This is a genomic window from Amycolatopsis sp. MJM2582, assembly GCF_000754115.1.
GTDB lineage: Bacteria > Actinomycetota > Actinomycetes > Mycobacteriales > Pseudonocardiaceae > Amycolatopsis > Amycolatopsis japonica.
Genome location: NZ_JPLW01000003.1, coordinates 370252 through 397042, shown reverse-complemented (window position 1 = coordinate 397042; position 26791 = coordinate 370252). Strand labels below are relative to the sequence as shown.

Genomic DNA, 26791 nt, shown 5'->3' with positions numbered 1-26791 from the left:
CACACTGTCCGCGGGGAGGTACTCGATGGAATTCGAGGTACTGGGGCCGCTCCGCGTCCGTTCCACCGGCCGTGCCGTCGCCGTCACCGGACGTATGCAGAAGGTCCTGCTGGGGACGCTGCTGGCGAACGCCAACCGCGACGTCCCGGCGAACACTCTCGTCGACGTGTTGTGGCCGGGGGAAACCGGCGATTCCGCGTCGAAGCTGTACCTGCACGTCCACAAGCTGAGGCGGCTGCTCGGCGAACCGGATCGGCTGGCGAGCGGGGAGGGCGGCTACCAGCTGCGGGTGCTGCCGGGGGAACTCGACGCCCAGCGGTTCGAGTCGCTCGTGGACGAAGCCGTCGCGAGCGATCCGCGGCGGTGCGCCGAATTGTCGCGTGAGGCGCTCGCACTGTGGCGTGGTGAGCCGTACGACGGGCTCGACTCGCCGGAGCTGGCCGAGCGGGCGCGACGGCTCACCGAGCGCCGGCTGGCCGCGATCGAAACGCTGTGCCAGGCCGAACTCGCCGATGGCGGGCCTTCGTCCCTGGTGGACGAGCTGACCGAACTGATCCGCCGTCACCCGTTCCGGGAACGTCTGCACGAACTGCTGATGATCGCGCTGTACCGGGCGGGGCGGCGCACGGCGGCCTTGGCCGTCTACCGCGCGGCACGACGGCTGTTCGTCGAAGAACTCGGGATCGAGCCGGGCCCGGAGCTTCGCGAAGCCGAAAGGCGCATCCTCGCCGGGCTACCGATCGAGCCGGCGGGCTCGACGGCACCGGCGGTCGTGCCGTCGGAACTGCCCCGCACGGTACGGAACTTCGTCGGCCGGACGGCGGAACTGTCCGAATTGGACGATCAGCTCGCCCTGTCCGGCCGGGATTCGGCACCGGTTTGCGTCGTGGTGGGCACCGCGGGCGTCGGCAAGACCGCGACGGTGGTCCGCTGGGGCAACCGCGTCCGCCCCCGCTTCCCCGACGGCCAGCTGTACGTCGACCTCCGCGGTTACGGGCCGGAGCAACCGCCTTCGGCCGCGAACGTGCTCGAAGGGTTCCTCCAGGCACTCGGTGTCGAAGGACCGGCGATCCCCCGCGACCTCCCGGCGCGGGCGGCCCGGTTCCGGGCGCTGGCCGCCCGCCGCCGTCTGCTCGTCGTGCTCGACAACGCGCGGACCTGTGAGCAGGTCCGGCCCCTGCTGCCGATGAGTTCGTCCTGCCATGTCGTCGTGACGAGCCGGGATTCACTCGCCGGGCTGGTGGCCCGCGACGGCGCGAACCGGATCGTCCTGCGACGGCTGCCGTCTTCCGACGCGCGGGAGTTGTTCCGCGGCCTCGCGGGCGAACGGACGGACGACGCCGCCGACGCGATCGACCAGGTGGTGCGGCAGTGCGTCCGGCTGCCGCTCGCCCTGCGGGTCGCCGCGGAGATCTTCCGCGCCCGCGACAACATCAGCGTCGCCGACCTCGCCGCCGAACTGGCGGACGAGCACCGGCGCCTCGACCTGATGGACGCCGACGGCGACGCCCACACCGCGATCCGCTCGGTGTTCTCCCGCTCCCTCCATCACCTGCCGCCGTCGTCCGCGCGGCTCTTCGTCCTGTGGGGGCTCCATCCCGGGCACGACCTCACGGCGCCCGCGTTCGCCGCGCTTTCCGGCGAAGACCTGCGTGCCACGCGAAAGGCTCTCGACGCGCTCACCCGATCGCACCTCGTCGAGGAGGGCTTCGCCGGGCGCTACCGGACACACGACCTGCTCCGCGCCTACGCACGGGAACTCGCCGGCCAGGTCGAGCCCGCCTGCCGTGAGGCGGCCACGCGACGCCTGTTCGTGTGGTTCCTGCGCACGGTGCTCGCGGCCCGCGCACTCGTCGACCCGAAGGCCCGCGTGATCGACCTGACCGGTTTGGAAGAGACGCCGACCGAAGCGCCGTTCCACACCCGCGACGACGCGCTCGCCTGGTTCGCCGCCGAGCGCGCGAACCTGGTGGCGGTGGTGCGGACCGCGGCGGACCAGGGCGCCGACGACATCTGCTGCCTGCTGGCCGCCGCGCTGATGCGGTTGTTCTACCTGACCAAACACTGGGACGACTGGCTGGTCACCCACGAGATCGCGGTGGCCGCGGCCCGGCGGTCGGGAAGACGCGTCGACGAGGCCTACCTGCTGCTCGGCCTGGGGATCGCCCACGACGACGTCGGCGGCTTCGAGAAGGCGATCGAGTACTTCCGCACCACGGCGGAGGTGTTCCACGAGCTCGGCAACCGGCACGGGCAGGCGTGGACGTTGAACAACCTCGGCGTGACGCAGGACAGCATGGGCCGTTTCGCCGAAGCGGCGGCGAGTTACACGGCCGCGCTCGAGATGTTCCAGGCGGACAGCGACCTCCACGGCGAGGGCATCGCGCTGAACAACCTCGGCGATCTTCGCCGTCAGCAGGGCCTCTTCGACGACTCCCTGCGTCATCTGCGGGACGCCGTGGCACTGCAGCGGAGCAGCGGCGATCGCACGTCGCTGCGGTTCACCCTGCGCACACTCGGCGATCTGTACCGGGACAAGGGACTGCGGGAGCAGGCGGGTGAGGAGTACCGGCACGCGCTCGCGATCACGCGCGAACTGGACGACCGGTGGGGCTCCGCCCGGCTGCTCGTCCAGCTCGCCGACCTGTCGGCGGCGGACGGACGCGAAACCGAGGCCCGGGACCATCTCCACGAGGCGCTCGGGCTGTGCACGGCCACCGGCGACCCGATCGCCGAGAAGATCCGGGCCCGCCTCGGCGCGTGAGGGTTCACGCGCCGAGGCGGCCGGGATTTCCCCGGGTCAGGCTGGTTCCGCTTCGGCCGTGTCCGGTTCGTCGGGGGTGGTGACGCCGCCTTGCGATTCACCCATCCCGGCTTCGGCAGGCAGCTTCTTGTCCTCCGGCGGGTGTTCGGGTGCCGGTTCGATCACCCATCTGTCGGGGTTGCTCACTTCGCTCGGCAGCGTCCCCGGTGCCGGGAAGCTGAGCGCGGAGATCTCGATGGCCTTCACGTTGGCCGCGAACTCGCCCATCGTCGAGAAGGCGTTCTCGACGAGATCGGCGTAGCTGGAGACCAGATCGTTGATCGCGCCGACCACCTCAGTCGGATCGAAAAGACTGGCACAGCCCGCGGCCGCCTTCGTGATGAACCCGATGGCCATCCCCCACGTCTCGTGCACGAAGGCGATCGTTTGGGCGAGCAGGGAGCCCACTTCCCCCAGTTTCGCGGCCGTCAGATCGCATTCCTGGACGACCCGATCGGTGTGGGTCTTGAACGCGTCGAACGCGCCTCCCTGCCAATACGCGTCCAGCGAACCGAGTTTCGTGTTCAGCCCGTCGGCCACCGTGCTCGGCGTCTTCTGCGCTTCACCCCATTGGCCGGCGAGCGACGAGGCGATCGTGTGGTCGCCGAGGATCTTGCGGATCTCGTCGAGGACCACCTTCACCCCGGTGCCGACCGCGGGACCGCAGACGACGCTCACGGCATCCGCGGCGTCCTGCACGGTCGCCGCGTCTCCTTCCGGATACGGCGCGGGTTCAGTCATCGTCGCTCCCCAGGTAGCCGAACTGCTCGTAGTACTCGGCGTCTTGCGCGGCGTAGGTGTTGGCGACGGTGACGAGCGCGGACTCGGTGTCCTCGAAGCTCGTGATCGCTTCGCCGAGTTTCTCGACGACGAGGTTGCACGCGCCGTTGTACGCCTCGATGTATCCCGCGCCGGTGGCGAGCAGACCGAGGTCGCCCGGTCCCATCGTCAGCCTGCCGACCGTGTCCTTGAGCGTGGTCCACGAATCGGCCGCGGTCCGGAACTCCGTCGCCATGTCCGCGAGCGATTCCGGGACGACCTCGTAGCCGGTTCCCTCCGCCATCAGAGTTTTCTCCGTTCGATCCGCTCGGCCCTGGCGGCCTGTTCGGCCCGCTCGATCGCCGCGAGGAGATGGCCGCCGAGCGCGGCCGGGTTCATCGTGCGCAGTGCCCGCTCGTCGAGGTCGACGGCGACCAGGTCACCGGCTTCGTCGACGTGGACCCTGCCGAGACCGGCGTCGATGTCCGCATCGGCGAAATGGTCGTCCCGCCGGGAGACCGGCCGCCTGTCGTCTTCCTCGTCGTCGAGGTCGTGAAGCCGCAGCAGGCCGTTCATCGGACACCTGCCCGGGCCAGCCGCCGGTATTCGGCGCGGGCCTCTTCACGCGCCTGACCGACCGCCTCGACGATGTACGCGCCAAGCTCTCCACCACGGCTGCGGGCGACAGCGGCCCGGTCGATGTGGATCCCGACGAGCCGCGCCCGATGATCCACCTCCGCCCGCACAAGTCCCCCACGCGCCGACGCCGTGTAGCGCCGCCCCGCCAGCTCCCCCTCGGCCCGCAGGAGCGCGGCCTTGCTCTTCGCGAGCAGCTCCGCGACCTCTCTGATCTTCCGTACCGGATCGGTTTCCACCGGTCACTCTCCCCTCGTCACCTTCTCGACGACAGGATCCGACCCCGACCTTTCCCAAACCTTTCCCGCGGCCACGCCGCTCCGTGCCTGCGCTCAACTCACCAGGCCACGGCGCCCCGCGCCGTCGGCCACCCGGCCAGGGCGCTCCGCGCCCTAGGCCACCCCGTCGAGAACCGGCGCCGACCGCACCGTGGGGGTCCGGGGGGCTCGGCCCCCCGGGTGATACGACGAAGCCCCACCTCGGGGAAGGTGCGCAAGCACCGACCAAGGTGGGGCAAAGGGGCTGAGGGCGGCCCGCTCGACCAGCCTGGGGGTCACTGGGAGCGGGCCGCCTCCTACATCGTAGGTAATAAGTCGCCGTCGCGCTGCATGGGGTTGCCATGTCTTCCGAATTATTTCTTCACGAACCTCTGGCGAGGTCGGTGATTTTCCGCGCTCCGCGTCGTATATCCGGTAGTCAGCGGCCATTCGGCGCAGCGGCGGGTGCCCTGGTGGACGGTTCCGTCACCCGGTCGAACGTGACGAAGGTCGCTTTCGGCGGATTGACCCCTTCCTCGGGTACGGACTCACCCCGTGAGGCAGGATGTCGCGTGATCGGCCTTCGTCAACAAAAGGGGACGGTATGCACGACGGCAGTGGCCGCATCGCGGTGCAGAACCTGAGCAAGCAGTTCGGTGCGGTCAACGCGGTCCAGAATCTGAGCTTCACGGTGGAGCCCGGTTCGGTGACCGGCTTCCTGGGGCCCAACGGGGCCGGGAAGACGACGACGCTGAGGATGCTGCTCGGGCTGGTGACGCCCACGAACGGCACGGCGACCATCAACGGGCGCCCGCACGACCAGCTGGGGAATCCGGCGCGGGTCGTCGGTTCGGTGCTGGAGAACGAGGGTTTCCACCCGGGCCGCACGGCGCGGAATCATCTGCGCGTGTACTCGGCGGCGATCGGGATGCCGGACCAGCGGGTGGACGAGGTCCTGGGGCTGGTGGGTCTTTCGTCGGCGGCGGACCGCAAGGCGGGCGGGTTCTCGCTCGGTATGCGGCAGCGGCTGGCGCTGGCGACGGCGTTGCTGGGGAATCCGCAGGTGCTGGTGCTGGACGAGCCGACGAACGGGCTCGACCCCGAAGGCATCCTGTGGCTTCGGAACTTCCTGCGCGCGTACGCGCGTGAGGGGCGCACGGTGCTGGTCTCGAGCCACCTTCTGAACGAGGTGGAGCAGACGATCGACCAGGTCGTGATCATCAGCCAGGGCATGACGCGCTACAACGGCTCGCTGGACCAGTTGCGCAAGAGCAACCAGTCCCGGGTGCTGGTGCAGTCGGCCGACGCGAGCGGTCTCGTCTCCGCGTTGCAGGAGGCGGGGATCACGCAGGTCTCGCCGATGCCGGACGGCCGGGTCGCGGTCTCGGGCGCAACGGTGCAGCAGATCGGTGACGTCTCCGCGAAGGCGAGCATCGCCGTCTACGGCATGCAGGAGGAGACCGCGGATCTGGAGCGCATGTTCTTCCAGCTGACGCAGGGCCAGTACGCGGCGCCGCCGCCCGGTTTCCAGCAGGGCCCGCCGCCGGGCTACCAGGGTCCGCCTCCGGGTTACCAGGGCCCGCCGCCCGGCTATCAGGGGCCGCCGCCCGGCTACGCGCCGCAGAACACGCCGCCGCCCGGTTTCGCACCGCCGCAGCAGTTCCAGCAGCAGGGTCAGCCGCCGCAGCAACCGCAGTACCAGCAGGCGCCGCCTCAGCAGCAGGCGCAGCAGCAGGGCAAGAACGAGGGCTGGGGAGGCCAGGGCTGATGGGCAACCTGATCAAGGCGGAGTTCCGCAAGACGCTCACGCTCAAGGCGTGGTGGGCGCTGATGATCCCCGCGGTGGTCTTCGCTTTCGCGTTCGCCCTGTTCTGGGGCATGGTCACCAACGACTTCAGTGATTTCCTCGGCCGCTCGGACACCCGTGAGCTGACCGAGGCGCTCGGCATCTCGACCGGTGAGCTGCCGGTCGGTCTGCTCGCCCTCGGGCACGGCATCAACATCGGCACGATGATCCCGATCATCTTCGGCGTCTTCGCCCTCGCCGGCGAGTACACGAAGAAGACGATCACGACGACGTTCCTCACCGCTCCGAACCGGGTTTCGGCGTTGAGCGCGAAGATGATCACCTACATCGTCTGGGGCGCGATCTACGGTGTGATCATCGTGGGCGCGGCGAGCCTCGGCACCGTGATCACGGTCGACAGCCAGCGCCTGCCGACGGCGGGCCAGTGGCTGGGCGTACTGGGCGCGGGTGTCCTCGCGACGATCCTGGCGACCCTGTTCGGCATCGGGGTCGGCGCGGTCTGGCGCAGCGTGGTCGGCAGCATCATCACGCTGACCATCTGGATGCTGGTGGTCGAGAACGTGCTGGTGTTCGTCATGTTCGGGGCCGCGGACATCACCTGGCTGGGCGGCGTCCTGCCGAACGGCACGGTCAACGGCATCGTGGGCGCCATCGGCGCGGAGGCGTTCGGCGCCGCCGGTGTGAAGGTGCCCGGTCTGCAGGACGAGACGGCGTGGGCGCTGCAGTACGCGGCCGGTGCGCCCGGCGCGTTCTCGTGGTGGGCCTCGGCGCTCATCTTCTTCGGCTGGACGATGATCTTCTTCCTCGCCGGCTGGGCCATGAACCAGAAGAAGGACATCACGTAGGTCACACCCTCCCCGCCGCACAAGCGCCATGAAAGGTCCTTTCCTTGCAAATTTCGCAAGGAAAGGACCTTTCATGGCATTCGGCCCTGCGCGAACCGGCCGATCATGTCGGTGCGCACGCCTAGGCTTGCGGGGTGACTACTGCTCCACCTCGTCCCCGTCAAGCCAGTCCGGCACGTGAGACGGCCCCGGTGCCCACCGGAGGCTGGATCCGCCGCCTGGCCGCTTCGTGCTGGAAACATCCTTGGCTCGTCGTGCTCTCGCTGGGCGCGGCGATCATCGGCGTCGGGCTCCAGGCCGCCGGCCCGCTGCTGATCCGCGAGGCGCTGGACGACGCCGTCGCGGGCGACACCTCCCGCCTCGGTCTGCTCGCCACCGTGATGGCGGTGCTGCAGGTGCTGACCTTCGGCAACGCGTTCGCCCGCCGGTACGTCGGCGGGCGGCTGGCCCTCGACGTCCAGCACGACCTGCGCCGCCAGGTGTTCGGCGCGGTCTCGCGGCTCGACGGCGGCAAGCAGGACGCGTTGCGCACCGGCCAGGTCGCCTCGCGCGCGATCTCGGATCTGCAGTTGGTCACGTCGGTCCTGATGCAGGTACCGCTTTCGGCGGGTTCGGTGATCTTCGCGCTGCTGTCGCTCGGCGCGATGCTGTGGATGTCGCCGACGCTGACCCTGATCGCGATGGTGGTCGCCCCGGCGATCGCGATCATCATGGCGGTGAGCCGGAAACGGCTCTTCCCCGCGACCTGGGCCGCCCAGCAGCGCGCGGCCGACGTCGCGCAGCAGGTCGAGGAGACCGTCACCGGCGTACGCGTCGTGAAGGGCTTCGGCCAGGAAGCGCGCGAAGTCGCGAAGCTGGAGAAGACGGCGAAGAAGCTCTTCGCCGAACGCATGCGCGCGGCCCGGCTCTCATCCTTGCCGACGGCCACGACGGCGGCCCTCCCCGCCGCCGGACAGGTCGCGGTACTGGCGGTCGGCGGCATCCTGGCGTTGAAGGGCGAGGTCAGCCTCGGCACCTTCCTGGCGTTCGCGACCTATCTGTCCATCCTGATCGGCCCGGCCCGGATGATCTCCAGCCTCGTCGTGCAGGCCCAGCTGACCAGGGCGGGCGCGGAACGGGTCAACGAACTCATCGACGCGCAGCCCGACGTCGTCGACAGCCCGGACGCGCGGCCGTTGCCCGACGGCCCGCTCGGTGTCCGGCTGGAGGACGTCTCCTTCGGCTACACACGGTCGGATCCCGTGCTCGACGGTCTCACCTTGGAGGCGCGGCCGGGCGAAACACTCGCGCTCGTCGGCACGGCCGGTTCGGGCAAATCGACGATCTCCTTGCTGCTGCCCCGGTTCTACGACGTGCACAGCGGCTCGGTCCAGGTCGGCGACCTCGACGTCCGCGACGTCCGGCAGCACGATCTGCGCGGTGCGATCGGCGTGGTCTTCGAAGAGGCGTTCCTCTTCTCGTCGTCGGTCCGCGACAACATCGCCTACGGCAGGCCGGACGCGAGCGACGAAGAGATCCGCGCGGCCGCACGGGCGGCGGAGGCGGACGAGTTCATCCAGCGCCTCCCCGACGGCTACGACACGCTCGTCGGCGAGCGCGGGCTGACGTTGTCCGGCGGTCAGCGGCAACGGCTCGGCCTCGCGAGGGCGCTGATGACCGATCCGCGCGTGCTGGTCCTCGACGACGCGACCTCCGCCATCGACACGGTCACCGAGGCGGCGATCCACGACACGCTCCGTTCGGTCACCGCGAGCCGGACGACCCTGCTCATCGCGCACCGCCGTTCCACCCTCGCCCTCGCCGACCGGATCGCCGTGCTCGACAAGGGCCGCGTCGTCGACGTCGGCACCGAGGAGGAACTGCTCGCCCGCTGCCCGCTGTTCCGCGAACTCGTCGCGGGGCCGGGTGACGACGTCGAGGAGCCGCATCGCTGCGAGGGTCTCGACTGCGGTCCCGCCGGGATCACCCCCGCACTGTGGCCGGAGCAGGACAAGGCCGACGAGCTGGCGGGCGAGCGGAAGGGCTCGGGCGGCGAATGGGACGTCAACCTGCCGCCGAGCCAGGAACTCATCGAAGGCGTCCGGAAACTGCCGCCCGCCACGGATGTCCCGCGGCTGCCGGGCACGGACGTCACCGCGCCCGAACCGAAGTTCCGCCTGGGCCGCCTGCTGAAACCGGTGCGTGGCCCGCTCGCCTTGGTGATCGGGCTGGTCGCGGCGGACGCGCTGGCCACCATCGCGATGCCCGCGCTGTATCAGCACGGCATCGACAACGGTGTGCGCGCCGGCGCGGAGGCGGTGATCTGGCTGGCCGCCGGGATCGGCGCGCTGGTGATCCTCACCGACTGGCTGGTGGTGTACCTCCAGACGAAGATGACGGCGCGGGTCGGCGAGACGGTGCTGTACTCGCTGCGCGCGCGCAGCTACGCCCATCTGCAACGGCTCGGGCTCGACTTCTACGAACGCGAGCTGTCCGGGAAGATCATGACCCGGATGACCACCGACGTCGACGCGCTCTCGACGTTCCTGCAGACCGGTGTCGCGCAGGCGGTGGTGAGCGCGCTGACGCTGGTCGGGATCGCGGCGGCGCTGATGATCACCGACATCGGCTTGGCCGCGTACGCGCTCGCGGTGCTGCCGATCCTCGTCGTGGCGACGGTGATCTTCCGTCGCGCGTCGTCCAAGGCGTACACCGAAGCCCGGGAGCGGGTCAGCGTCGTCAACGCGGACATGCAGGAGAACGTGAACGGGTTGCGGGTCGCGCAGGCGTACACACGCGAGGAGCGCACTGCCGAGAAGTTCGCGTCCCGAAGCGACGAATACCGGCGTTCGCGGCTTCGCGCCCAGCGTCTCGTCGCGACGTACTTCCCTTTCGCGGCAATGCTTTCCGGATTGGCCGAGGTCGTCGTGCTGATCGTCGGCGCGAACCGGGTGGCGGCGGGCACGTTGTCGGCCGGTGTGCTGGTGGCGTTCCTGTTGTACCTGGGGCAGTTCTTCTCGCCGATCCAGCAACTGTCCTCGGTGTTCGACGGCTACCAGCAGGCGCGGGTCGGCCTGACGCGGATCGGCGATCTCCTGCGCACACCGACTTCCGTTCCGCAGGCGGAGAACCCGGTCGCCATGCCGGATCGCCTGCGCGGCGAGGTCTCCTTCAAGGACGTCGATTTCGCTTACACCGCAACGGACGAACCAGCCCTTTCGCAGCTCTCACTGGAAGTCGCGCCCGGCGAGACCGTCGCGCTGGTCGGTGCGACGGGCGCCGGGAAGTCGACGGCGGTGAAGCTCGTCGCGCGCTTCTACGACGCGACAGGCGGCGTGGTCCGGATCGACGGGACCGACATCCGCGAGTACGACCTCGCCGCCCTGCGCACGCGAATGGGCGTGGTACCGCAGGAAGCGCATCTGTTCTCGGGAACCGTCGCGGACAATGTGCGCTACGGCAGGCCTTCCGCGACGGACGCGGAGGTCGAGGAAGCGGTCCGGTCCGTCGGCGCGCTCGACGGTGTCGCCGCGCTCCCGGCCGGTTTCCATCAGCCCGTCGGTGAACGCGGACGGTCCCTTTCGGCCGGGCAACGGCAACTCGTCGCCCTCGCCCGCGCCGAACTCGTGGACCCGGACGTCCTCCTGCTCGACGAGGCGACCGCGGCACTCGACCCGTCCACCGAAGCCGCCGTCCTGCGCGCGACCGAACAACTCGCGCGCCGCCGCACGACGTTCGTGGTCGCGCACCGGCTCGCCACCGCCGCCAAGGCGGACCGGATCGTCGTACTGGACCACGGCCGGATCGTCGAACAGGGCACGCACGCGGAGCTCGTCGCCGCGGGCGGCCACTACGCCCGCCTTTGGTCCCTGGGCTGACCGTGCCGCGGTCGTGTCGTCCGTCCAATCACGCGTGTCGCGCCTCCAATCACGCGAGTCGCGCCTTCAAGCACGCGAGTCGCGCCTCCAATCACGTCGAACGCCACTCACGACGCCGTGGCCCCTCACCCAGCCGCGAGGTCGAGCTGGAACTGCGCCCCCGGAGCCTCCGGCTCCCACCCACGCGCCAGCGCCAGCCGGATCGCCCGTTCGACATCCGAAGGCAGCACGGCCTTCGACGGCACCCCCAGGTAGTTCAACGGATGCGCGTGATCCGTCCGCAAGGGAATTTCGGTCGCGCACGCCCACCCACACCTGTCACGCTGACCGGGAAATGAAAGAAGAGATCCCGGCGCGGCAGATCCGCGCCCTGTACACCGAAACCACGATCCGCGTCTATCAGGCGTACGCCCCGGCCATCGCCGACGCCGCGCTGAAGGCCGGCACTTTCGTGCCGCCGTTCAAACGCGAACGCATGACCTGGATCAAGCCGTCCTTCCTCTGGATGGCGTACCGCTGCGGCTGGGCCGCGAAGCCCGGTCAAGAGCGCGTACTCGCCCTCGACATCACTCGCGAGGGTTTCGCCTGGGCGCTCGACCACGCGGCGCTCAGCCACTACGACCCAGATGTCCATCCCGACCGGAAGACGTGGCAGCACGAGGTCAAGACCAGCCCGGTCCGCATCCAGTGGGATCCGGAACGCAGCATCCGGCTCGGTCCTCTGAGGCACCGTTCGCTCCAGATGGGACTGAGCGGCGAGGCCGTCGATCGCTATGTCGACAAATGGATCACCGCGGTCACCGACGTCACCCCGGTCATGCGCGAGGTCGGCGCCCTGGTCGCGGCGAACCGCATCGAAGACGCCGAAGCGCTGCTACCCGCGGAGCGTCCGTACCCCGGTTAAGGCCGCCACTTGAGGCCGCCCATCCCGGCGACCTCGAGGTCCTGGACCGATGCCCACCGGACGGTCCCCGGCCGGACGTGCACGCCTGCCGCCACCGTCCAGTCCGGCTCGTCGGGCTCGACGTGCTCCATCTCCTTGAAGTCGGCGAGCGTCGGCCAGACCGCCGAGCACGAGTCGCACATCAGCACGACCTTGCCGGACTCGGTGACCAGCGGGCGCACGCGCCCCTCGTCCCAGAACGACGGGCACTCGTCCAGCCACATGGGCCGCCACCACCTCGCGGGGACCGGCGGCCGGCACGACACCGGCCGCATCCTCCACCCAGCGAAGCGCCCCGACGTGAACTCCAGGCTGTCCGGGCACGACGACTCAGCCAACCCTCATCGACGAAACAGTGACCTGACCTGCACGGACGGTGAAAGTGGTAGCAAAGGTCCCTTGCTCCCCCAGGCGGCGGCCGGCGAGGTCGGCGAGTGGCCTATTTTCGGTCTCTTGATCGAGACAGTGACCCATCACCTAGTGCGCCACGCCTCACACAGGCCAGTTCCATCACACGGCTGCGACCGAGGGGGTTAGCCTGGTAGGCGCATCAGCGGTGTTCAAGATCTCGAGACGGATAGAGGCGAGTCCAAGCCGTGTCCAGCAGCAGCCCTGCGTCACAATTCGGCCCCAACGAGTGGCTGGTCGAGGAAATGTACGACCAGTTCCTCGCCGACCCCAGCTCAGTCGATGCCGCCTGGCACGACTTCTTCGCGGATTTCAAGCCAACGCAGGACGCGAAGACCAAGGCTGAAGGCGCACGCCCGGCCCCCATGGCTCCCGCCAAGGAGAGCGCGGCCTCCAACGGCCAGGCCACGAAGCCGGCCCCGAAGACCGAGCCCACCGCGAAGCAGACAGCCCCGGCGAAGGCCGCCCCGAAGACCGAGGCGAAGCCCGCCCCGAAGGCGGCGGCGCCCAAGGCTGCGGAGAAGGCCCCCGCCAAGCCGGCCGAGAAGGACGCCGAGGCGGAGTCGAAGCAGCTCCGCGGCGCCGCGGCGGCGATCGCGAAGAACATGGACGCCTCGCTGTCCGTGCCGACGGCCACGAGTGTGCGCGCCGTCCCGGCGAAGCTGATGGCCGACAACCGCATCGTCATCAACAACCACCTCAAGCGCACGCGCGGCGGCAAGATCTCCTTCACGCACCTCATCGGCTACGCGATGGTCCGGGCGCTGAAGGACTTCCCGAACATGAACCGGCACTACCAGCTGATCGACGGGAAGCCGTTCGCGATCACGCCGGAGCACGTGAACTTCGGTCTCGCGATCGACATGAAGGGCAAGGAAGGCTCCCGCACGCTCGTCGTGGCCTCCATCAAGGCCACCGAGAACATGACCTTCATGCAGTTCTGGCAGGCCTACGAGGAGATCGTCAAGAAGGCCCGCAACGGCAAGCTGACCGCCGACGACTTCGCCGGCACCACGATCTCGCTGACCAACCCCGGCGGCATCGGCACCAACCACTCGGTGCCGCGGCTGCAGGCGGGCCAGGGCGCGATCATCGGCGTCGGCGCCATGCAGTACCCGGCGCATTTCGAGGGCACCAGCGAGAAGGCGCTGGTCGACCTCGGCGTCTCGAAGATCATGACGCTGACCTCGACCTACGACCACCGCATCATCCAGGGCGCGGAGTCGGGCGAGTTCCTCAAGCGCATCCACGAGCTGCTCCTCGGCGAGGACGGCTTCTACGACGACGTCTTCACCAGTCTGCGCCTGCCGTACGAGCCGATCCGCTGGGTCGCCGACATCCCGGACGGCCCGGTCGACAAGACCGCGCGCGTCATCGAGCTGATCGACGCCTTCCGCATGCGCGGTCACCTGATGGCCGACACCGACCCGCTGAACTACCGGCAGCGCAGCCACGCCGACCTCGACGTCCTCTCCCACGGCCTGACCCTGTGGGACCTGGACCGCGAGTTCCCGGTCGGCGGCTTCGCCGGCCAGGAGCGGATGAAGCTGCGCGACATCCTCGGCGTGCTGCGCAACTCCTACTGCCGCACCGTCGGCATCGAGTACACGCACATCCTCGACCCCGAGGAGCGCCGCTGGATCCAGGACCGCGTCGAGATCCCGCACGAGAAGCCGGACCCCGCGGTCCAGAAGTACGTGCTCTCGAAGCTCAACGCCGCCGAGGCGTTCGAGACCTTCCTGCAGACCAAGTACGTCGGCCAGAAGCGGTTCTCCCTCGAAGGCGGCGAGACCGCGATCCCGCTGCTCGACACCATCCTCGACAAGGCCGCCGAGCACGAACTCGACGAGGTCGTCATCGGCATGCCGCACCGCGGCCGCCTGAACGTGCTCGCGAACATCGTCGGCAAGCCGATCGCGCAGATCTTCCAGGAGTTCGAGGGCAACCTCGACCCGGGCCAGGCACACGGTTCCGGTGACGTGAAGTACCACCTCGGCGCCGAGGGCAAGTACTTCCGCATGTTCGGCGACGGCGAGACCAAGGTGTCGCTGACCGCGAACCCGTCGCACCTGGAGACCGTCGACCCGGTCCTCGAGGGCATCGTCCGCGCGAAGCAGGACATCCTCGACAAGGGTGGCGAGGGCTTCACCGTCCTCCCCGTCCTGATGCACGGCGACGCGGCCTTCGCGGGCCAGGGTGTCGTGGCCGAGACCCTGAACCTGGCGCTGCTGCGCGGCTACCGCACCGGCGGCACCGTGCACGTCATCGTCAACAACCAGGTCGGCTTCACCACCGCGCCCGAGCACTCGCGTTCGAGCCAGTACGCCACCGACGTCGCGAAGATGATCGGCTCGCCGATCTTCCACGTGAACGGTGACGACCCCGAGGCCGCGCACTGGGTGGCCAAGCTGGCCGTCGACTACCGCCAGGCGTTCCACAAGGACGTCGTGATCGACCTGATCTGCTACCGCCGCCGCGGCCACAACGAGGGCGACGACCCCTCGATGACGCAGCCGGCGATGTACGACATCATCGACACGAAGCGTTCGGTCCGGAAGACCTACACCGAATCGCTGATCGGCCGCGGCGACATCTCCGTCGAAGAGGCCGAAGCCGCGTTGCGCGACTTCTCCAGCCAGCTGGAGCACGTCTTCAACGAGGTCCGCGAGCTGGAGAAGCACCCGGCCAAGGCCAGCCCCTCGGTCGAGGAGGAGCAGCAGGTCCCGGCCAAGGTGCCCACCGCGACCACCACCGAGGTCATCGAGCACATCGGCGACGCGTTCCTCAACGTGCCCGAGGGCTTCACCCCGCACCCGCGGGTCAAGCCGGTCATGGAGCGCCGTCACAAGATGTCCCGCGAAGGCGGCATCGACTGGGCCTTCGGTGAGCTGCTCGCCTTCGGTTCGCTGGCCATGGAAGGCCGTCTCGTGCGGCTGTCCGGCCAGGACTCCCGCCGCGGCACCTTCACCCAGCGCCACTCGGTGCTGATCGACCGCAAGACCGGCCAGGAGTACTCCCCGCTGGCCAGCCTCGCCGAGAACCAGGGCCGCGTGATGATCTACGACTCGGCGCTGTCCGAGTACGCGGCGGTCGGCTTCGAATACGGCTACTCCGTGGCCAACTCCGAAGCACTCGTGATGTGGGAAGCGCAGTTCGGTGACTTCGTCAACGGCGCGCAGACCGTCATCGACGAGTACATCTCCTCCGGCGAGGCCAAGTGGGGCCAGCTCTCCGACGTCGTGCTGCTGCTGCCGCACGGCCACGAAGGCCAGGGCCCGGACCACACCTCCGGCCGCATCGAACGCTTCCTCTCGCTGTGCGCGGAGGGCTCGATGACCGTCGCGGTCCCGTCGACCCCGGCGAACTACTTCCACCTGCTCCGCCGCCACGCCCTCGACGGGGTGAACCGGCCGCTGATCACCTTCACCCCGAAGTCGATGCTGCGGAACAAGGCGGCGACCTCGGCGGTCGAGGACTTCACCGGGCAGACGAAGTTCATGTCGGTCATCGACGACGCCGTCGTCGACCCGTCGAAGGTCCGCAAGGTCCTGCTGACGTCGGGCAAGCTGTACTGGGAGCTGGTGGCCGAGCGCACGAAGCGCGAGGCGAACGACGTCGCGATCGTGCGCATCGAGCAGTACTACCCGCTGCCGAAGAAGAAGCTGCTGGCGGCGCTGGAGCGCTACAACGGCGCTCCCGCGGTCTGGGTCCAGGAGGAGCCGGAGAACCAGGGCGCGTGGCCGTTCTTCGGCCTGAACCTGCCCCGGAAGCTCCCGGAGGTGTTCTCCAACCTGGACGTCGTGTCGCGCCGTCCGATGGCGGCGCCGTCGGCCGGTTCGTCCAAGGTGCACGAGGTCGAGCAGAAGGCGCTGATCGCCCGGGCGTTCGACTGATCGCCTGAGTACTACGCGAAGGCCCCCTTCCTCCTGTTGGGAAGGGGGCCTTCGCGTGGTTCGGGGAAGCTAGCCGATCGCCTCGGAGGTCGCCCTGGCCATCTTGAGGGCGTTCTCCTTGCACACCGTCTGGTTCACCGTTCCGGACGGGTCGGGGCCGGTCACGATGATCTCGCCCTCGACGTTGCCCTGGTAGAACTTGATCTGGCACTGACTCGGCGAATCGAGCTTGGTGTGCACGGCTTTGGTGGACTTCGCCATGCTGGGGATGAGCACCCCGCCGTCGGTCACGGCGTTCTCGACCCCGGCCTTGGCCCATGCCTCCCCGGCGCCCGAACCCGGCTCCTTCGACTTCGACAGGTACATCGAGACGGTCGCGGACGGGGCGTTCGGTTCACGCCAGGAGCAGGACGAACGCGTGTAGGTGATCTCGTCGTTCGACGTGCTCGCCGGTTCCTCGCCCTTCGGCGTTTCGAGCGGCGGCAGGTTCCGCACCTTGCTGCCGATCTTCTCGCAGCCGGGCATCGAGGTGTACTTGTCCGGCGGGCCGCTCTTCTTGGACGAGGTCGGTGAGGCGGTCGACGAAGAGCCGGAGTCGGACAGCAGCAGGAAGGCCGCGACCCCGCCGCCGCCGAGCAGCACCACCGCGCCGAGGATGAGCCCGACGATCAGTCCGGTGTTCGACTTCTTGGGCGGCGGCCCGTATCCGGGCTGCGGGTAGCCGGGGTATCCCTGCGGTGGATACGGCTGCTGAGGTCCCTGCTGGTAGGGCGGTCCGGGCTGCATGCGGAGAGGTTAAAGCCTCACGACGGTCCTTAGTGGACGAATGCCGCAACTGGGCGCCGAATCACCCTCCGGATACGGGAAGGCCCCCTTCCCAGCAGGAGGAAGGGGGCCTTCACGTACTCCAGGGGTGGATCAGACGGTCAACGACCAGCTGTTGAGCGAGCCGGTGTCGATCCGGTACACGTCCTGAACCTTCAGCTTCCACGCGCCGTTCGCGGCCTCGGCCGAGGCGTTCACGGTGTAGGTGGTGTTGATGTTGTCGGACGAGTCGCCACTCGAACCCTTCAGGCGGTACGAGGTGCCGTCGGGCGCGACCAGGTCGATGACCAGGTCACCGACGTAGGTGTGGGTGATGTTCACCGCGACCTTGGTGGTGGCCGAAGCGTTGCGGGCGCAGTTGGCGACCGTGATCGTGCTGGTCACCGCGGCACCGGCGTCGGGGATGGCGACGACGCCGTTGTTGGTCTGCGTGCCACAGGGGGTCGGCTCGGGGCCGGGGCCACCGCCGCTGCCGGTGTTGAGCAGCACGTTCGGCGAACCGGTGCCCGCGTTGGTCACCTTGCCCTTGACGCCGGCGTTGACCAGCGCGTCGCGGACCTGGGCGGGCGTCGCCGACGGGTTGGCGGAGGCGTAGAGGGCCGCCGCGCCCACGACGTGCGGGGTCGCCATCGAGGTGCCGCTGATGGTGTTGGTGCCATTGTTCAGCCAGGTCGACGTGATGCCGCTGCCCGGCGCGAAGATGTCGAGGCAGGTGCCGATGTTGGAGAAGTCGGACCGGGCGTCGGTGTTGGTGGTCGAACCGACGGTGATCGCCTCGGGCGTGCGGGCCGGGGAGCTGTTGCACGCGTTGGCGCCGTAGTCGTTACCGGCCGCGACACCGTAGGTGACACCCGACGCGATCGACCGCTGGACGGCCTGGTCGAGGGTCGTCGAAGCGCCGCCACCGAGGCTCATGTTCGCGACGGCGGGCTTGACGGCGTTGGCGGTCACCCAGTCGACACCGGCGATGACGCCGGCGGTCGTGCCGGAACCGGAGCAGTTCAGCACGCGGACGGCGACGAGCTTGACGCCCTTGGCCAGACCGTGCGCGGTACCGCCGATGGTGCCGGCGACGTGGGTGCCGTGGCCCTGGCAGTCCGTGGCGTCGTTGTCGTTGTCGACGGTGTCACGGCCGTGGGTCGCGCGCCCGCCGAAGTCGGGGTGCGTGGTGAGGATGCCCGTGTCGACGACGTACGCGGTGACGTTCGACGCCGTGGTGCTGTAGCTGTACTTCTGGTCCAGCGGAAGGCTCTGCTGGTCGACCCGGTCCAGGCCCCACGACGGCGGGTTCAGCTGATCCGTCGAGATCGAGACGGTCTGGTTCTGCTCCACGTAAGCGACGGCGGGGTCGGCGGCGACGCGCTTCGCCTGCTTTTCGGTCAGCGCACCGGAGAAGCCGCGGACCGAAGACGCGAAGGTCTTCTCGACCGTGCCGCCGTGGCGCTGGGTCACGCTCTTCGCGGTGGCTTCGACCGACGAGCCGTCCTTCAGCACGACGATGTAGCTGTCCTTGATCGCCTTGGCGCTGCCGGCGTTGACGATCGAACCTTCAGCCGCCGACGCGACGGTGGTGCCGCCGAGCGCGGTCAGCACCGCGACGGCCGCGGCCACACCGAAGGCGGGCAGTCGTCTCTTCAAGGTTCCCAGGGAATTGTTCAAGATATTCCTCCCAGGCAGGGTCGACCCACGGGCATGAAGAAGCCCGCCGGATCGTTGGGGTGAATCAGAGGTGAACCGCGTTCCACTTAGGAGCGCAGGCTGAGACTAAGTCGCGTTTTCACCCCAAGGAAGACCTTGCATTACGGACATCCCGGTAGTAATGGGCGCCGTGCCGACACAGCTCGGGCACCGTTCAGCCCCCGCCTTTAGTCGCGTTTTGCGCCCGTACGGCCCACGAAGAATTGGGGATCCGCACATCTGGTGGTCGTTTTCCCGCCCTCTTGGCGTTTCACGCTCGGGCAAGTACACACGGATGGCCGCCTACTAAAGTCGTGACGTCGGCTGGCGGAAAACGATTTCCATCCTACCTTCGGATGGAGCACACTCGGGCGCATGCTGCTCCGACAGGAAATCCCGGCCGACCGCGAGGCGATCCACGCCGTGCATCTGGCCGCGTTCGCGAAACTCAGTGTCCCGGTGGTCGAGGCGAAACTCGTCGACGAGCTACGGGAGGACGGCGACCTGATCGGCGCACTGTCCATCGTGGCCGAACGCGACGGGAAGGTGGTCGGGCACGTCTGTTGCAGCCCGTCGAAACTCGGCGGCGACGAGAAGTCGACGGTCGGTCTCGGCCCGCTCGGTGTGCTGCCCGAGTACCACGCGTCCGGTGTCGGCTCCGCGCTCGTGCACGCCGTGCTCGGCGCGGCGGACGCGCTCGGCTACGGCGCGGTGGTCCTGCTGGGTGACCCGAACTACTACTCCCGCTTCGGTTTCGTGCTCGCCGCACAGCACGGGATCACGCCGCCGGTCGCGGAATGGGCGCCGCACTTCCAGGTCCGCACCCTTCGCGCGTACACCCCGGACCTCAAGGGCGAGTTCCGCTACTCCCCCGCGTTCGACCGCCTCTAGCCCCCTCCCGCATTTCGTCCTCTGAATGCGGTAGTTGCACGCGCAAGGACCGCATTCAGAGGACGAAATGCATGCCGGAGGGGTCAGGACGGCGCCAGGAGGTTGTTCCGGCGCAGGAACTCCTCGGCGACATCGAGCGGGTTGCGCTTCTCCTCGCTGAACTGGACGTTCAGCTCGGTCAGCTGGTCGGTCGTGAGCGCCGCCGAAACCCGGTTCAGCGCGTCGACCTCCTTCGGTGACAACGTCCCCTTCGCCACGAACGGCACGATGTTCTGCGCGGGGAACATGTTCTTGTCGTCCACCAGCGGCACGAATCCGTTGGCGGCGATCGACGACGACGTGCTGAACAGGTCGGCGACCTGGATGTCGCCGGATTTCAGCGCCGCGACCGTGACCGGGCCGCCGGTGTCGGTCGTGCGGATCTCGGCGAACTCGCAGCCGTAGAGCGCCTTGATCTTGTCCTTCCATCGGCTGCTCCACTGCCCGGGGCCGCCGAACACGAGTTCCTTGCACCGCTTGCCGAGATCGGAGAATGTCCGGATCCCGGAATCGGCGAGTTCCTTGCGCACCACCAACAGGTCCTTGTCCTCCGCGGGGGCCTGTTCGAGGACTTCGTATCCCGACGGCAACTTCTGTTTCAGCTGCGCGTAGACGTCCTGCGGCGTGGTCGCCTGCGTGTCCTTGTCGAAGTAGCGCAACAGGTTCCCGCTGTAGTCCGGCACCACCGAGAGCGATTTGTCCTGCAGTGCCTTGACGACGACCTCGCGGCTGCCGACCGGCGGGCGCACGGTCACGTTCTCCGCGCCCGCGTTGCGCAGCGCGCCCGCGTAGATCTGGGCCAGCAGAAGACTTTCCCCGACGTCGGACGCACCGATGATGATGTCGCCGGTCGCACCGCCCTCGGCCCCGCCGGCGAGCGGGTTGCCACAACTCGCTGTCAGCAAAGCGATCCCGGCGAACAGCGCCGCCATCCGCCGCCTCATACCTTCGCCTTCTTCCCGCTCGCGGCCTGCGCCAGCCGAACTCCCTTGGGCACCAGCAACCGCTGGACACCCGCCAGCGCGAGGTCCAGCGCGACGGCGAGCAACGTCGTCAGCAACGCGCCCGCGACCACCTGCGGATAGTCCAAAATGGCCAGTCCGTCGAGCAGGAACCGGCCGAGTCCGCCGAGCCCGACGTAGGCCGCCACGGCGGCCGTCGCGACCAGTTGCAGCACCGAATTCCGCACCCCGCCGAGCACCAGCGGCAGCGAGATCGGCACCTCCACCTTCCACAACCGTTGCCAGCCGGTCATTCCGATGCCCTGCGCCGCGTCGACGACGCCGTGGTCGGTCGCCTGCAGGCCCGCGTACGTCCCGGCGAGGATCGGCGGGACGGCGAGCACCACGAGGCCGATGATCGTCGAGAGCTCGCTTTCGGTGAAGAGCAGGAACAGGAAGGTCACCAGGCCCAGCGTCGGCAGCGCGCGGATCGCGTTGCCGCCGCTCACCAGCAGCACCGCGCCGCGACCGGTGTGCCCGACGTAGAGGCCGAGCGGGATCGCGATGATCAGCGCGAAGACCAGCGCCAGCGCCGTGTAGCCGAGATGCTGCAGCAGCCGGGCGGGGACGCCGTCCGGGCCCTGCCAGTGGGCCGGGTCGCCGAACCAGTTCAGCACGTCGCCGATCATTTCGCCCCCGCCGTAGTCGCCACCCGGTCCCAGGGTGTGAGGAGATCGCGGAGCCGGACCAGGATCAGGTCGACGATCAGCGCGAGCAGCAGGGTCGCGACGATCCCGACGACGATCGGCGAGAAGTACTCGCGCTGGAAGCCGTCGGTGAACAGCACGCCGAGCCCGCCGGTGCCGATCAGCGCGCCGACGCTGACCAGGCTGATGTTGCTGACCGAGGCCACCCGGACGCCCGCCGCGAGCACCGGCACCGAAAGCGGCAGCTCCACGGTGAGGAAACGGCGCGCGGGTTTGTAGCCGATCGCCGTGGCCGCGGCGACGACGTGCGGCGGGACGGCGTCGAGCGCGTCCAGCACCGGGCGCACGAGGAGCGCGGCGGTGTACACGGTGAGCGCCACGATGACGTTGACGCTGTCGAGGATCTTCGAGCCGATGATGCCCGGGATCACCACGAACAAGGCGAGCGACGGGATCGTGTACAGCAGGTTCGACAGGACGAGCAGTACGGAGCACACGGACCGGAACCGGTGGCCGAGCCAGCCCGCCAGCACCGCGATCACCAGGCCCAGCACCAGCGGGACCAGCGAAAGATAGACGTGGTCGAGCAGGTCGCCGAAGAACTGCGACCTGTTGTTGGCGCTGCCCAGGTAGCGGCCGAGCTCCGCGAAGAAGTCCCCCATCAGGAACTCAGCGACGGCGCTTCGATCACTTCGAGGACTTGCCGGGCTCTGACCACGCCGAGGACCTTCTGGTCGGCGTCCACCACGACACCGAGGCTCGCGGGCGACGAAAGCGCCGCGTCGAGCGCGCCCCGGATCGGCGAACCCTGAAGGTACAGCGAACCACCGGCGACGAGATCGGTCTCGGCGAGTTCTCCGTCCACAGTGGACCCCGGACGCAGCCAGCCGCGCGGCTGCCCTTCGGCGTTGACCGCGACCTGCCACTCGTCGGACGGACCGGGGACCGGCTTGCCGACCTCCACCCGCTTGACCTCTTCGACGACGATCCCTTCCGCCGAAAGGAAGGAAAGCCCGCGATAGCCCCGATCCTTGCCCACGAACGACGCGACGAAGTCGTCGACGGGGTGCCGCAGCACCTCCGAAGGCGTGCCGTACTGCGCGAGCACGCCGCCGACGCGGAGCACCGCGATCTTGTCGCCGAGCCGCACGGCCTCGTCGATGTCGTGGGTGACGAACACGATCGTCTTGCCGAGTTGCGACTGCAGGCGCAGCAGTTCGTCCTGCAGTTCCTCGCGGACGATCGGGTCGACGGCGGAGAACGGCTCGTCCATCAGCAGCACCGGCGAATCCGCCGCGAGTGCCCGCGCGACCCCGACCCGCTGCTGCTGGCCGCCGGAAAGCTGGGCGGGGTACCGCTTGCCGAGTTCCGACGGCAGGCCGACGGTCTCGAGCAGTTCCGCCGCGCGTTTGCGCGCCTTGCCCTTGTCCCAGCCGGACAGCAGCGGCACGGTGGCGACGTTGTCCAGGACCGTCCTGTGTGGAAAGAGGCCGGCGTGCTGGATGACGTAACCGATGCCGCGGCGCAGCAGCGCCGGATCGCCGTCGCTGACGTCCTTGCCGTCGAGCAGCACCGTGCCCGAAGTCGGCTCGACCATCCGGTTGATCATCCGCAGCGACGTGGTCTTGCCGCAGCCGGACGGCCCGACGAAGACGGTGATGGTGCCGTCCTCCACGGTGAGGTTCAGGTCGTCGACCGCGACCGTCCCGTCCGGATACCGCTTCGTCACGCCACGGAACTCGATAGTCACGTGTCTCTCCCCATGTCTGGTCGAAAAACCGTAGCCCAGATCCTGCCTGTTGGCACGGTGTCCCAGGGGGCGGGTCACTAGGCTGCTGGCCGTGAGTCTCTCCGTCGATGACGTCCTCGCGGCGCACGGTGTCCACGTGCGACCGCTCCATCAGGTGATTTCCCTGCTCCGGACGGATTGGCGTGACCTCGGCGAGCTGGTCCGCGTCAGCACCGCGCCACGCCGGAGTGTCGAAGACGTGCTGAACGCGCTCGGCGACGACCTGGAGCGGAACGAGTCCCGCTTGCGGCTGGCCCCCGCCGCCCGGGAGAAGTACGCGCGCTTCGGGGCACGGGACCGGAAATCCGATCCCGACCTGCTGAAGACCATCACCGGCTACGTCGAGAACGTGCCCGCGCCGCTGGCCGCGCTCGATCACGTGCAGGCGACGCCGGAGACGGTGCTGAACCGGGCGCTGTGGCTGGACGAGCGCTACGACCTCGGCACGGCGAAGCTGCTGTTCCTGGGCGACCACGACCTCACTTCGCTGGCCGTGCGCGCGTTGCGGCCGGACGCGGACCTCACCGTCGTCGATCTCGACGACCGCGTGCTCTCCTACATCGACGAACTCAGCGAGCGCTCCATCCGCACGCTGCACACGGATCTGCGCGTCGGCCTGCCGCCCTCGGTGACCGGGCGGATGGACCTCGTGTTCAGTGATCCGCCTTACACCCCCGAGGGAATGGGCCTGTTCGCCGCACGCGGGGTGCAGGCGCTCGCCGAACCCTCGGACGGACGGCTGCTGCTCGCCTACGGCTACAGCCCGCGTCACCCCGCGCTGGGCGCGCAGGTGCAGCGGGCGCTCGCGACGCTCGGGCTGACCTTCGAAGCGATCCTGCCGGACTTCAACCGGTACTTCGGCGCGCAGGCGATCGGGAGCGCGGCGGACCTCTACGTCTGCCAGCCGACCGCGAAGTCGAAGAAGAACCGCGGCGGCAAGGGGAAGGCCGCGATCTACACGCACGGCCCGCAGTCGGTGGAGTCCGCCGGCGCGGCCAAGCCGTCGCTGCTGGACAAGCTGCACGAGATCGCCACGGAGGGCGGGCTGGCGCTGGAGTCGCGGCCGGTCGACTGGTCCGTTTCCGGGCCGGAAGGCGACGCGGTCGCGATGGACCTCTCGGCCGACCCCGGCCCGTGGCTGCTGCGGACGCTGCTGGGCACCAACGCGCGACGGCTGGCGCTGCTGGTCCCGAACTCGCATCCCGATCTGACGAACGCCGAGGCGCAGGGCGCGCTCAACCGGCTGGTCGGGCCGAAGTACAAGCTGCGGTTGCTGCGGAGCACCCCGGACAACCGGCACGCCATCGTCGTCGCGGACGCCGTCGAGCACCAGGACGAACTGCTGACCAGGGCGCACGCGCGGCTGGCGAACGTCTCGCTGGACGTGCCGCCGGAGCTGACGGACGCGCGGCTGATCGACCTGCCGCGGCACCGGCTGGCGGAGTTGCTCGGCTGAGCGTGTCAACCCCCAGATGCTAGGAACGGTCCTTTCCTTGCGAAATTTGCAAGGAAAGGACCGTTCCTAGCACTTGAGAGAGCGTGAAAGGGACCGTCACACCACGCCGTCGGCCTCAGCGGCCTTCGCGACCGCGGCGGCCACCTCGGGCGCGACCCGCGGGTCCAGCGGGCTCGGGACGATCCGGTCCGGGCCGAGGTCGTCCTGCGCGACCGCGAAGATCGCGTCGGCCGCCGCCAGCTTCATGTTCTCCGTGATCGCCCGCGCACCGGAGTCCAGCGCGCCGCGGAAGACGCCGGGGAACGCCAGCACGTTGTTGATCTGGTTCGGGAAGTCGCTGCGCCCGGTCGCCACGATCTTGGCGTACCGCGACGCCGCGACCGGGTGCACCTCCGGGTCGGGGTTGGACAGCGCGAACACGATCGCGTCGTCGGCCATCCCGGCCAGCAGGGTCTCGTCGATGGTCGCCCCGGACAGGCCGAGGAAGACGTCGGCACCCTTCAGCGCCTCGCCGAGGCCGCCACGCAGACCGGCGGTGTTCGTGGTCTCGGCGAGCTTCCGCTTGATCGGGTTCAGGCCCTCGCGACCCTCGTGGATGATGCCGCGCGAGTCGAGCACGGTGACGTCGGCGACGCCGGCGTTCTGCAGGATCCTGGCGCAGGCCACACCCGCCGCGCCCGCTCCCGAGACGACCACGCGCTGGCCGGCGATGTCCTTGCCGAGGACCTGGTTCGCCCCGCGCAGCGCGGCCAGCGTGACGATCGCCGTCCCGTGCTGGTCGTCGTGCATGACCGGGCAGTCGAGGGCCTCCTTGAGCCGGTCCTCCAGCTCGAAGCAGCGCGGCGCCGAGATGTCCTCCAGGTTCACCGCGCCGAACGACGGGCGCAGCCGGACCAGGGTCTCGATGATCTCGTCGACGTCGGTGGTGTCGAGCACCAGCGGGATCGAGTCGAGCCCGCCGAAGGTCTTGAACAGGACCGACTTGCCCTCCATGACCGGCAGCGAAGCGCTCGCGCCGATGTCACCGAGGCCGAGCACCGCCGTACCGTCGCTGACCACCACGACCAGCCTGTCCGCCCACGTGTACCGCTTCGCCTTGGCCGCGTCCTCGGCGATCGCCCGGCTCACCTTCGCCACCCCAGGCGTGTACGCGACCGAAAGGTCACGCGGCGAGGAGATCGGCCGCGTGGCGGCCACGGAGAGCTTGCCGCCCTCGTGCCCCTCGAAGATCTCGGTGTCCGTCACTGGCGTGGTCATCGTGGTGCTTCCCGTCATTGCTTCCGCCGTGTCTAAGGACGGCGAAGTCTCGATTCGAGCGAAGGTCATTGGAATTCTCCTGGGACTGCGAGCGGGGGAACTGGCCGGTGAGCAGGCCAAAGTGGGCATGGCCCGGCCACCTGGGGTAACTCGTCCTCCGACACGGCAGCCCAGCGCGGTAGCGCCGGCCTGTCGGCGAAGCGTCCAATCGGCCATCGGTGCCGTGGGTGTGGCGACGGCCGCGGACGCAGCGGTCAGATCATTGTGACAGGCGTGCGGACCAGTGTGCCCCTCTGGTGCGGTTGATGTCACAAACCGGCCCGGCTTTCCGCAGCTCAGAAGAGTTTTCGCAAGACGTCCGTCCGGTTTGGGAAGCGCTCGTTAGCATTGGGCACATGCAAGCCAGGCGCCTCAGCATCTCCGACTGTTTCGAATTCACCCCGCGGGTTTTCCCCGATCACCGCGGCCTGTTCGTGGCGCCGTTCCAGGAAGAAGCGTTCGTCGAGGCGGTCGGGCACCGGCTTCGCCTCGGGCAGACCAACACCAGCGTCTCGCGACGCGGATCCATCCGCGGCGTGCACTTCGCGGACACCCCGCCCGGGCAGGCGAAATACGTGTACTGCCCGAGCGGTTCGCTGCTGGACGTCATCGTGGACCTCCGGGTCGGCTCGCCGACCTTCGGCGAATGGACGTCCGTCCTGCTCGACAGCACCGAGTACAAGGCGGTCTACATCGCCGAAGGCCTGGGCCACGCCTTCATGGCGCTCGAAGACGAAACGGTCATGGCGTACCTCTGCTCCGAGCCGTACAACCCGGCGGGCGAGCACGGCGTGAACCCGATGGACGCCGATCTCGCCCTGCCCTGGCCCCAGGACATCGACCCCGTGGTGTCCGAAAAGGACACTGCGGCGCCCTACCTGAAAGAGGCCTTGGAGCAGGGATTGCTGCCGAGGTACGACGATTGCGTGGCGTACTACGAGAAGTTGCGGGCCGCGAACTGA

General features: G+C 68.9%; 22 protein-coding genes. 9 read left to right on the top strand and 13 right to left on the bottom strand.

Features of this window, described 5'->3' with window-relative positions; all coding sequences use genetic code 11:
• The first annotated feature begins 25 nt into the window (after positions 1-25).
• On the top strand, positions 26-2764 hold the full coding sequence (locus ED92_RS20585; RefSeq protein ID WP_052120766.1) for a BTAD domain-containing putative transcriptional regulator: 2739 nt from the start codon (positions 26-28) through the stop codon (positions 2762-2764).
• A gap of 36 nt (positions 2765-2800) precedes the next feature.
• On the opposite strand, the gene ED92_RS20580 is transcribed toward ED92_RS20585, so the two are convergent.
• The 4 genes from ED92_RS20580 to ED92_RS20565 are packed head-to-tail and all read right to left on the bottom strand — an operon-like array spanning position 2801 to position 4437.
• Positions 2801-3544: a WXG100 family type VII secretion target gene (locus ED92_RS20580; protein WP_037341125.1), complete on the bottom strand. Its 744-nt coding sequence runs from the start codon at positions 3542-3544 to the stop codon at positions 2801-2803.
• Entirely contained in the window at positions 3537-3866 is a 330-nt protein-coding gene (locus ED92_RS20575; RefSeq protein WP_037341123.1) for a hypothetical protein, read from the bottom strand. Before ED92_RS20575 ends, ED92_RS20580 begins: the two co-directional genes overlap by 8 nt.
• Positions 3866-4138: a hypothetical protein gene (locus ED92_RS20570; protein ID WP_037341120.1), complete on the bottom strand. Its 273-nt coding sequence runs from the start codon at positions 4136-4138 to the stop codon at positions 3866-3868. The genes ED92_RS20575 and ED92_RS20570 overlap by 1 nt, the downstream gene beginning before the upstream one ends.
• Positions 4135-4437 (bottom strand): YbaB/EbfC family nucleoid-associated protein, encoded by a 303-nt coding sequence (locus ED92_RS20565; protein ID WP_037341118.1) that lies wholly within the window; start codon positions 4435-4437, stop codon positions 4135-4137. The genes ED92_RS20570 and ED92_RS20565 overlap by 4 nt, the downstream gene beginning before the upstream one ends.
• 622 nt (positions 4438-5059) lie before the next feature.
• Between ED92_RS20565 and ED92_RS20560 the strand changes: the two genes are divergently transcribed.
• From ED92_RS20560 to ED92_RS20550, 3 genes are all read left to right on the top strand, one after another.
• Positions 5060-6223 carry an ABC transporter ATP-binding protein gene (locus ED92_RS20560; RefSeq protein ID WP_037341115.1) on the top strand — a complete coding sequence of 388 codons (1164 nt, stop codon included), beginning with the start codon at positions 5060-5062 and terminating at the stop codon, positions 6221-6223.
• The gene (locus ED92_RS20555; RefSeq protein ID WP_037341112.1) at positions 6223-7107 is read left to right on the top strand and encodes an ABC transporter permease subunit; all 885 of its coding nucleotides are present in this window, start codon (positions 6223-6225) and stop codon (positions 7105-7107) included. The genes ED92_RS20560 and ED92_RS20555 overlap by 1 nt, the downstream gene beginning before the upstream one ends.
• Before the next feature lie 191 nt (positions 7108-7298).
• A complete protein-coding gene (locus ED92_RS20550; RefSeq protein WP_200882732.1) occupies positions 7299-10964 on the top strand; it encodes an ABC transporter ATP-binding protein in 3666 nt (1221 codons plus the stop codon).
• Positions 10965-11089: 125 nt separating this feature from the next.
• On the opposite strand, the gene ED92_RS42910 is transcribed toward ED92_RS20550, so the two are convergent.
• Positions 11090-11248 (bottom strand): hypothetical protein, encoded by a 159-nt coding sequence (locus tag ED92_RS42910; RefSeq protein ID WP_162483737.1) that lies wholly within the window; start codon positions 11246-11248, stop codon positions 11090-11092.
• 50 nt (positions 11249-11298) lie between these two features.
• Here ED92_RS42910 and ED92_RS20545 point away from each other — a divergent pair, with 50 nt between their 5' ends.
• A complete protein-coding gene (locus tag ED92_RS20545; RefSeq protein WP_037341109.1) occupies positions 11299-11868 on the top strand; it encodes a DUF4291 domain-containing protein in 570 nt (189 codons plus the stop codon).
• Here the strand turns inward: ED92_RS20545 and ED92_RS20540 are convergent.
• Positions 11865-12131, bottom strand: coding sequence for a hypothetical protein (locus ED92_RS20540; RefSeq protein ID WP_037341106.1), 267 nt, complete (start codon positions 12129-12131; stop codon positions 11865-11867). The genes ED92_RS20545 and ED92_RS20540 overlap by 4 nt on opposite strands.
• Before the next feature lie 372 nt (positions 12132-12503).
• Here ED92_RS20540 and ED92_RS20535 point away from each other — a divergent pair, with 372 nt between their 5' ends.
• A complete protein-coding gene (locus ED92_RS20535; protein WP_081975872.1) occupies positions 12504-16208 on the top strand; it encodes a multifunctional oxoglutarate decarboxylase/oxoglutarate dehydrogenase thiamine pyrophosphate-binding subunit/dihydrolipoyllysine-residue succinyltransferase subunit in 3705 nt (1234 codons plus the stop codon).
• Positions 16209-16277: 69 nt separating this feature from the next.
• Here ED92_RS20535 and ED92_RS20530 read toward each other — a convergent pair whose 3' ends face one another.
• Together ED92_RS20530 and ED92_RS20525 are read right to left on the bottom strand one after the other, a co-directional pair.
• Positions 16278-16994 carry a hypothetical protein gene (locus ED92_RS20530; RefSeq protein ID WP_037341100.1) on the bottom strand — a complete coding sequence of 239 codons (717 nt, stop codon included), beginning with the start codon at positions 16992-16994 and terminating at the stop codon, positions 16278-16280.
• A gap of 132 nt (positions 16995-17126) precedes the next feature.
• Positions 17127-18692 (bottom strand): S8 family peptidase, encoded by a 1566-nt coding sequence (locus ED92_RS20525; RefSeq protein WP_052120764.1) that lies wholly within the window; start codon positions 18690-18692, stop codon positions 17127-17129.
• Between the two features lie 393 nt (positions 18693-19085).
• Here ED92_RS20525 and ED92_RS20520 point away from each other — a divergent pair, with 393 nt between their 5' ends.
• A complete protein-coding gene (locus tag ED92_RS20520) occupies positions 19086-19601 on the top strand; it encodes a GNAT family N-acetyltransferase (RefSeq protein WP_037341096.1) in 516 nt (171 codons plus the stop codon).
• Between the two features lie 83 nt (positions 19602-19684).
• Here the strand turns inward: ED92_RS20520 and ED92_RS20515 are convergent, their stop codons facing one another.
• Genes ED92_RS20515 through ED92_RS20500 form a run of 4 tightly spaced genes read right to left on the bottom strand, consistent with a single transcriptional unit; the run spans position 19685 to position 23038 of the window.
• Positions 19685-20572 carry an ABC transporter substrate-binding protein gene (locus tag ED92_RS20515; RefSeq protein ID WP_037341093.1) on the bottom strand — a complete coding sequence of 296 codons (888 nt, stop codon included), beginning with the start codon at positions 20570-20572 and terminating at the stop codon, positions 19685-19687.
• Between the two features lie 8 nt (positions 20573-20580).
• Positions 20581-21270: an ABC transporter permease gene (locus ED92_RS20510; protein ID WP_037341090.1), complete on the bottom strand. Its 690-nt coding sequence runs from the start codon at positions 21268-21270 to the stop codon at positions 20581-20583.
• Entirely contained in the window at positions 21267-21950 is a 684-nt protein-coding gene (locus ED92_RS20505; RefSeq protein WP_037341087.1) for an ABC transporter permease, read from the bottom strand. Before ED92_RS20505 ends, ED92_RS20510 begins: the two co-directional genes overlap by 4 nt.
• Positions 21950-23038, bottom strand: coding sequence for an ABC transporter ATP-binding protein (locus tag ED92_RS20500; protein ID WP_037341086.1), 1089 nt, complete (start codon positions 23036-23038; stop codon positions 21950-21952). Before ED92_RS20500 ends, ED92_RS20505 begins: the two co-directional genes overlap by 1 nt.
• Positions 23039-23129: 91 nt before the next feature.
• Here ED92_RS20500 and ED92_RS20495 point away from each other — a divergent pair, with 91 nt between their 5' ends.
• A complete protein-coding gene (locus ED92_RS20495) occupies positions 23130-24533 on the top strand; it encodes a bis-aminopropyl spermidine synthase family protein (protein ID WP_037341084.1) in 1404 nt (467 codons plus the stop codon).
• 96 nt (positions 24534-24629) lie between these two features.
• Here the strand turns inward: ED92_RS20495 and ED92_RS20490 are convergent, their stop codons facing one another.
• Positions 24630-25790, bottom strand: a complete 1161-nt coding sequence (locus ED92_RS20490) for an NADP-dependent malic enzyme (protein ID WP_228694861.1) — start codon at positions 25788-25790, stop codon at positions 24630-24632.
• A gap of 395 nt (positions 25791-26185) precedes the next feature.
• Here ED92_RS20490 and ED92_RS20485 point away from each other — a divergent pair, with 395 nt between their 5' ends.
• The gene (locus ED92_RS20485; protein WP_037341079.1) at positions 26186-26791 is read left to right on the top strand and encodes a dTDP-4-dehydrorhamnose 3,5-epimerase family protein; all 606 of its coding nucleotides are present in this window, start codon (positions 26186-26188) and stop codon (positions 26789-26791) included.

Excerpts from the sequence above, each read along its gene's own strand:
- ED92_RS20585 (WP_052120766.1), top strand. The coding sequence starts at position 26 with ATGGAATTCGAGGTACTGGGGCCGCTCCGCGTCCGTTCCACCGGCCGT.
- ED92_RS20580 (WP_037341125.1), bottom strand. The coding sequence starts at position 3,544 with ATGACTGAACCCGCGCCGTATCCGGAAGGAGACGCGGCGACCGTGCAG.
- ED92_RS20575 (WP_037341123.1), bottom strand. The coding sequence starts at position 3,866 with ATGGCGGAGGGAACCGGCTACGAGGTCGTCCCGGAATCGCTCGCGGAC.
- ED92_RS20570 (WP_037341120.1), bottom strand. The coding sequence starts at position 4,138 with ATGAACGGCCTGCTGCGGCTTCACGACCTCGACGACGAGGAAGACGAC.
- ED92_RS20560 (WP_037341115.1), top strand. The coding sequence starts at position 5,060 with ATGCACGACGGCAGTGGCCGCATCGCGGTGCAGAACCTGAGCAAGCAG.
- ED92_RS20555 (WP_037341112.1), top strand. The coding sequence starts at position 6,223 with ATGGGCAACCTGATCAAGGCGGAGTTCCGCAAGACGCTCACGCTCAAG.
- ED92_RS20545 (WP_037341109.1), top strand. The coding sequence starts at position 11,299 with ATGAAAGAAGAGATCCCGGCGCGGCAGATCCGCGCCCTGTACACCGAA.
- ED92_RS20540 (WP_037341106.1), bottom strand. The coding sequence starts at position 12,131 with ATGTGGCTGGACGAGTGCCCGTCGTTCTGGGACGAGGGGCGCGTGCGC.
- ED92_RS20530 (WP_037341100.1), bottom strand. The coding sequence starts at position 16,994 with ATGCAGCCCGGACCGCCCTACCAGCAGGGACCTCAGCAGCCGTATCCA.
- ED92_RS20520 (WP_037341096.1), top strand. The coding sequence starts at position 19,086 with ATGCTGCTCCGACAGGAAATCCCGGCCGACCGCGAGGCGATCCACGCC.
- ED92_RS20515 (WP_037341093.1), bottom strand. The coding sequence starts at position 20,572 with ATGGCGGCGCTGTTCGCCGGGATCGCTTTGCTGACAGCGAGTTGTGGC.
- ED92_RS20510 (WP_037341090.1), bottom strand. The coding sequence starts at position 21,270 with ATGATCGGCGACGTGCTGAACTGGTTCGGCGACCCGGCCCACTGGCAG.
- ED92_RS20505 (WP_037341087.1), bottom strand. The coding sequence starts at position 21,950 with ATGGGGGACTTCTTCGCGGAGCTCGGCCGCTACCTGGGCAGCGCCAAC.
- ED92_RS20490 (WP_228694861.1), bottom strand. The coding sequence starts at position 25,790 with ATGACCACGCCAGTGACGGACACCGAGATCTTCGAGGGGCACGAGGGC.
- ED92_RS20485 (WP_037341079.1), top strand. The coding sequence starts at position 26,186 with ATGCAAGCCAGGCGCCTCAGCATCTCCGACTGTTTCGAATTCACCCCG.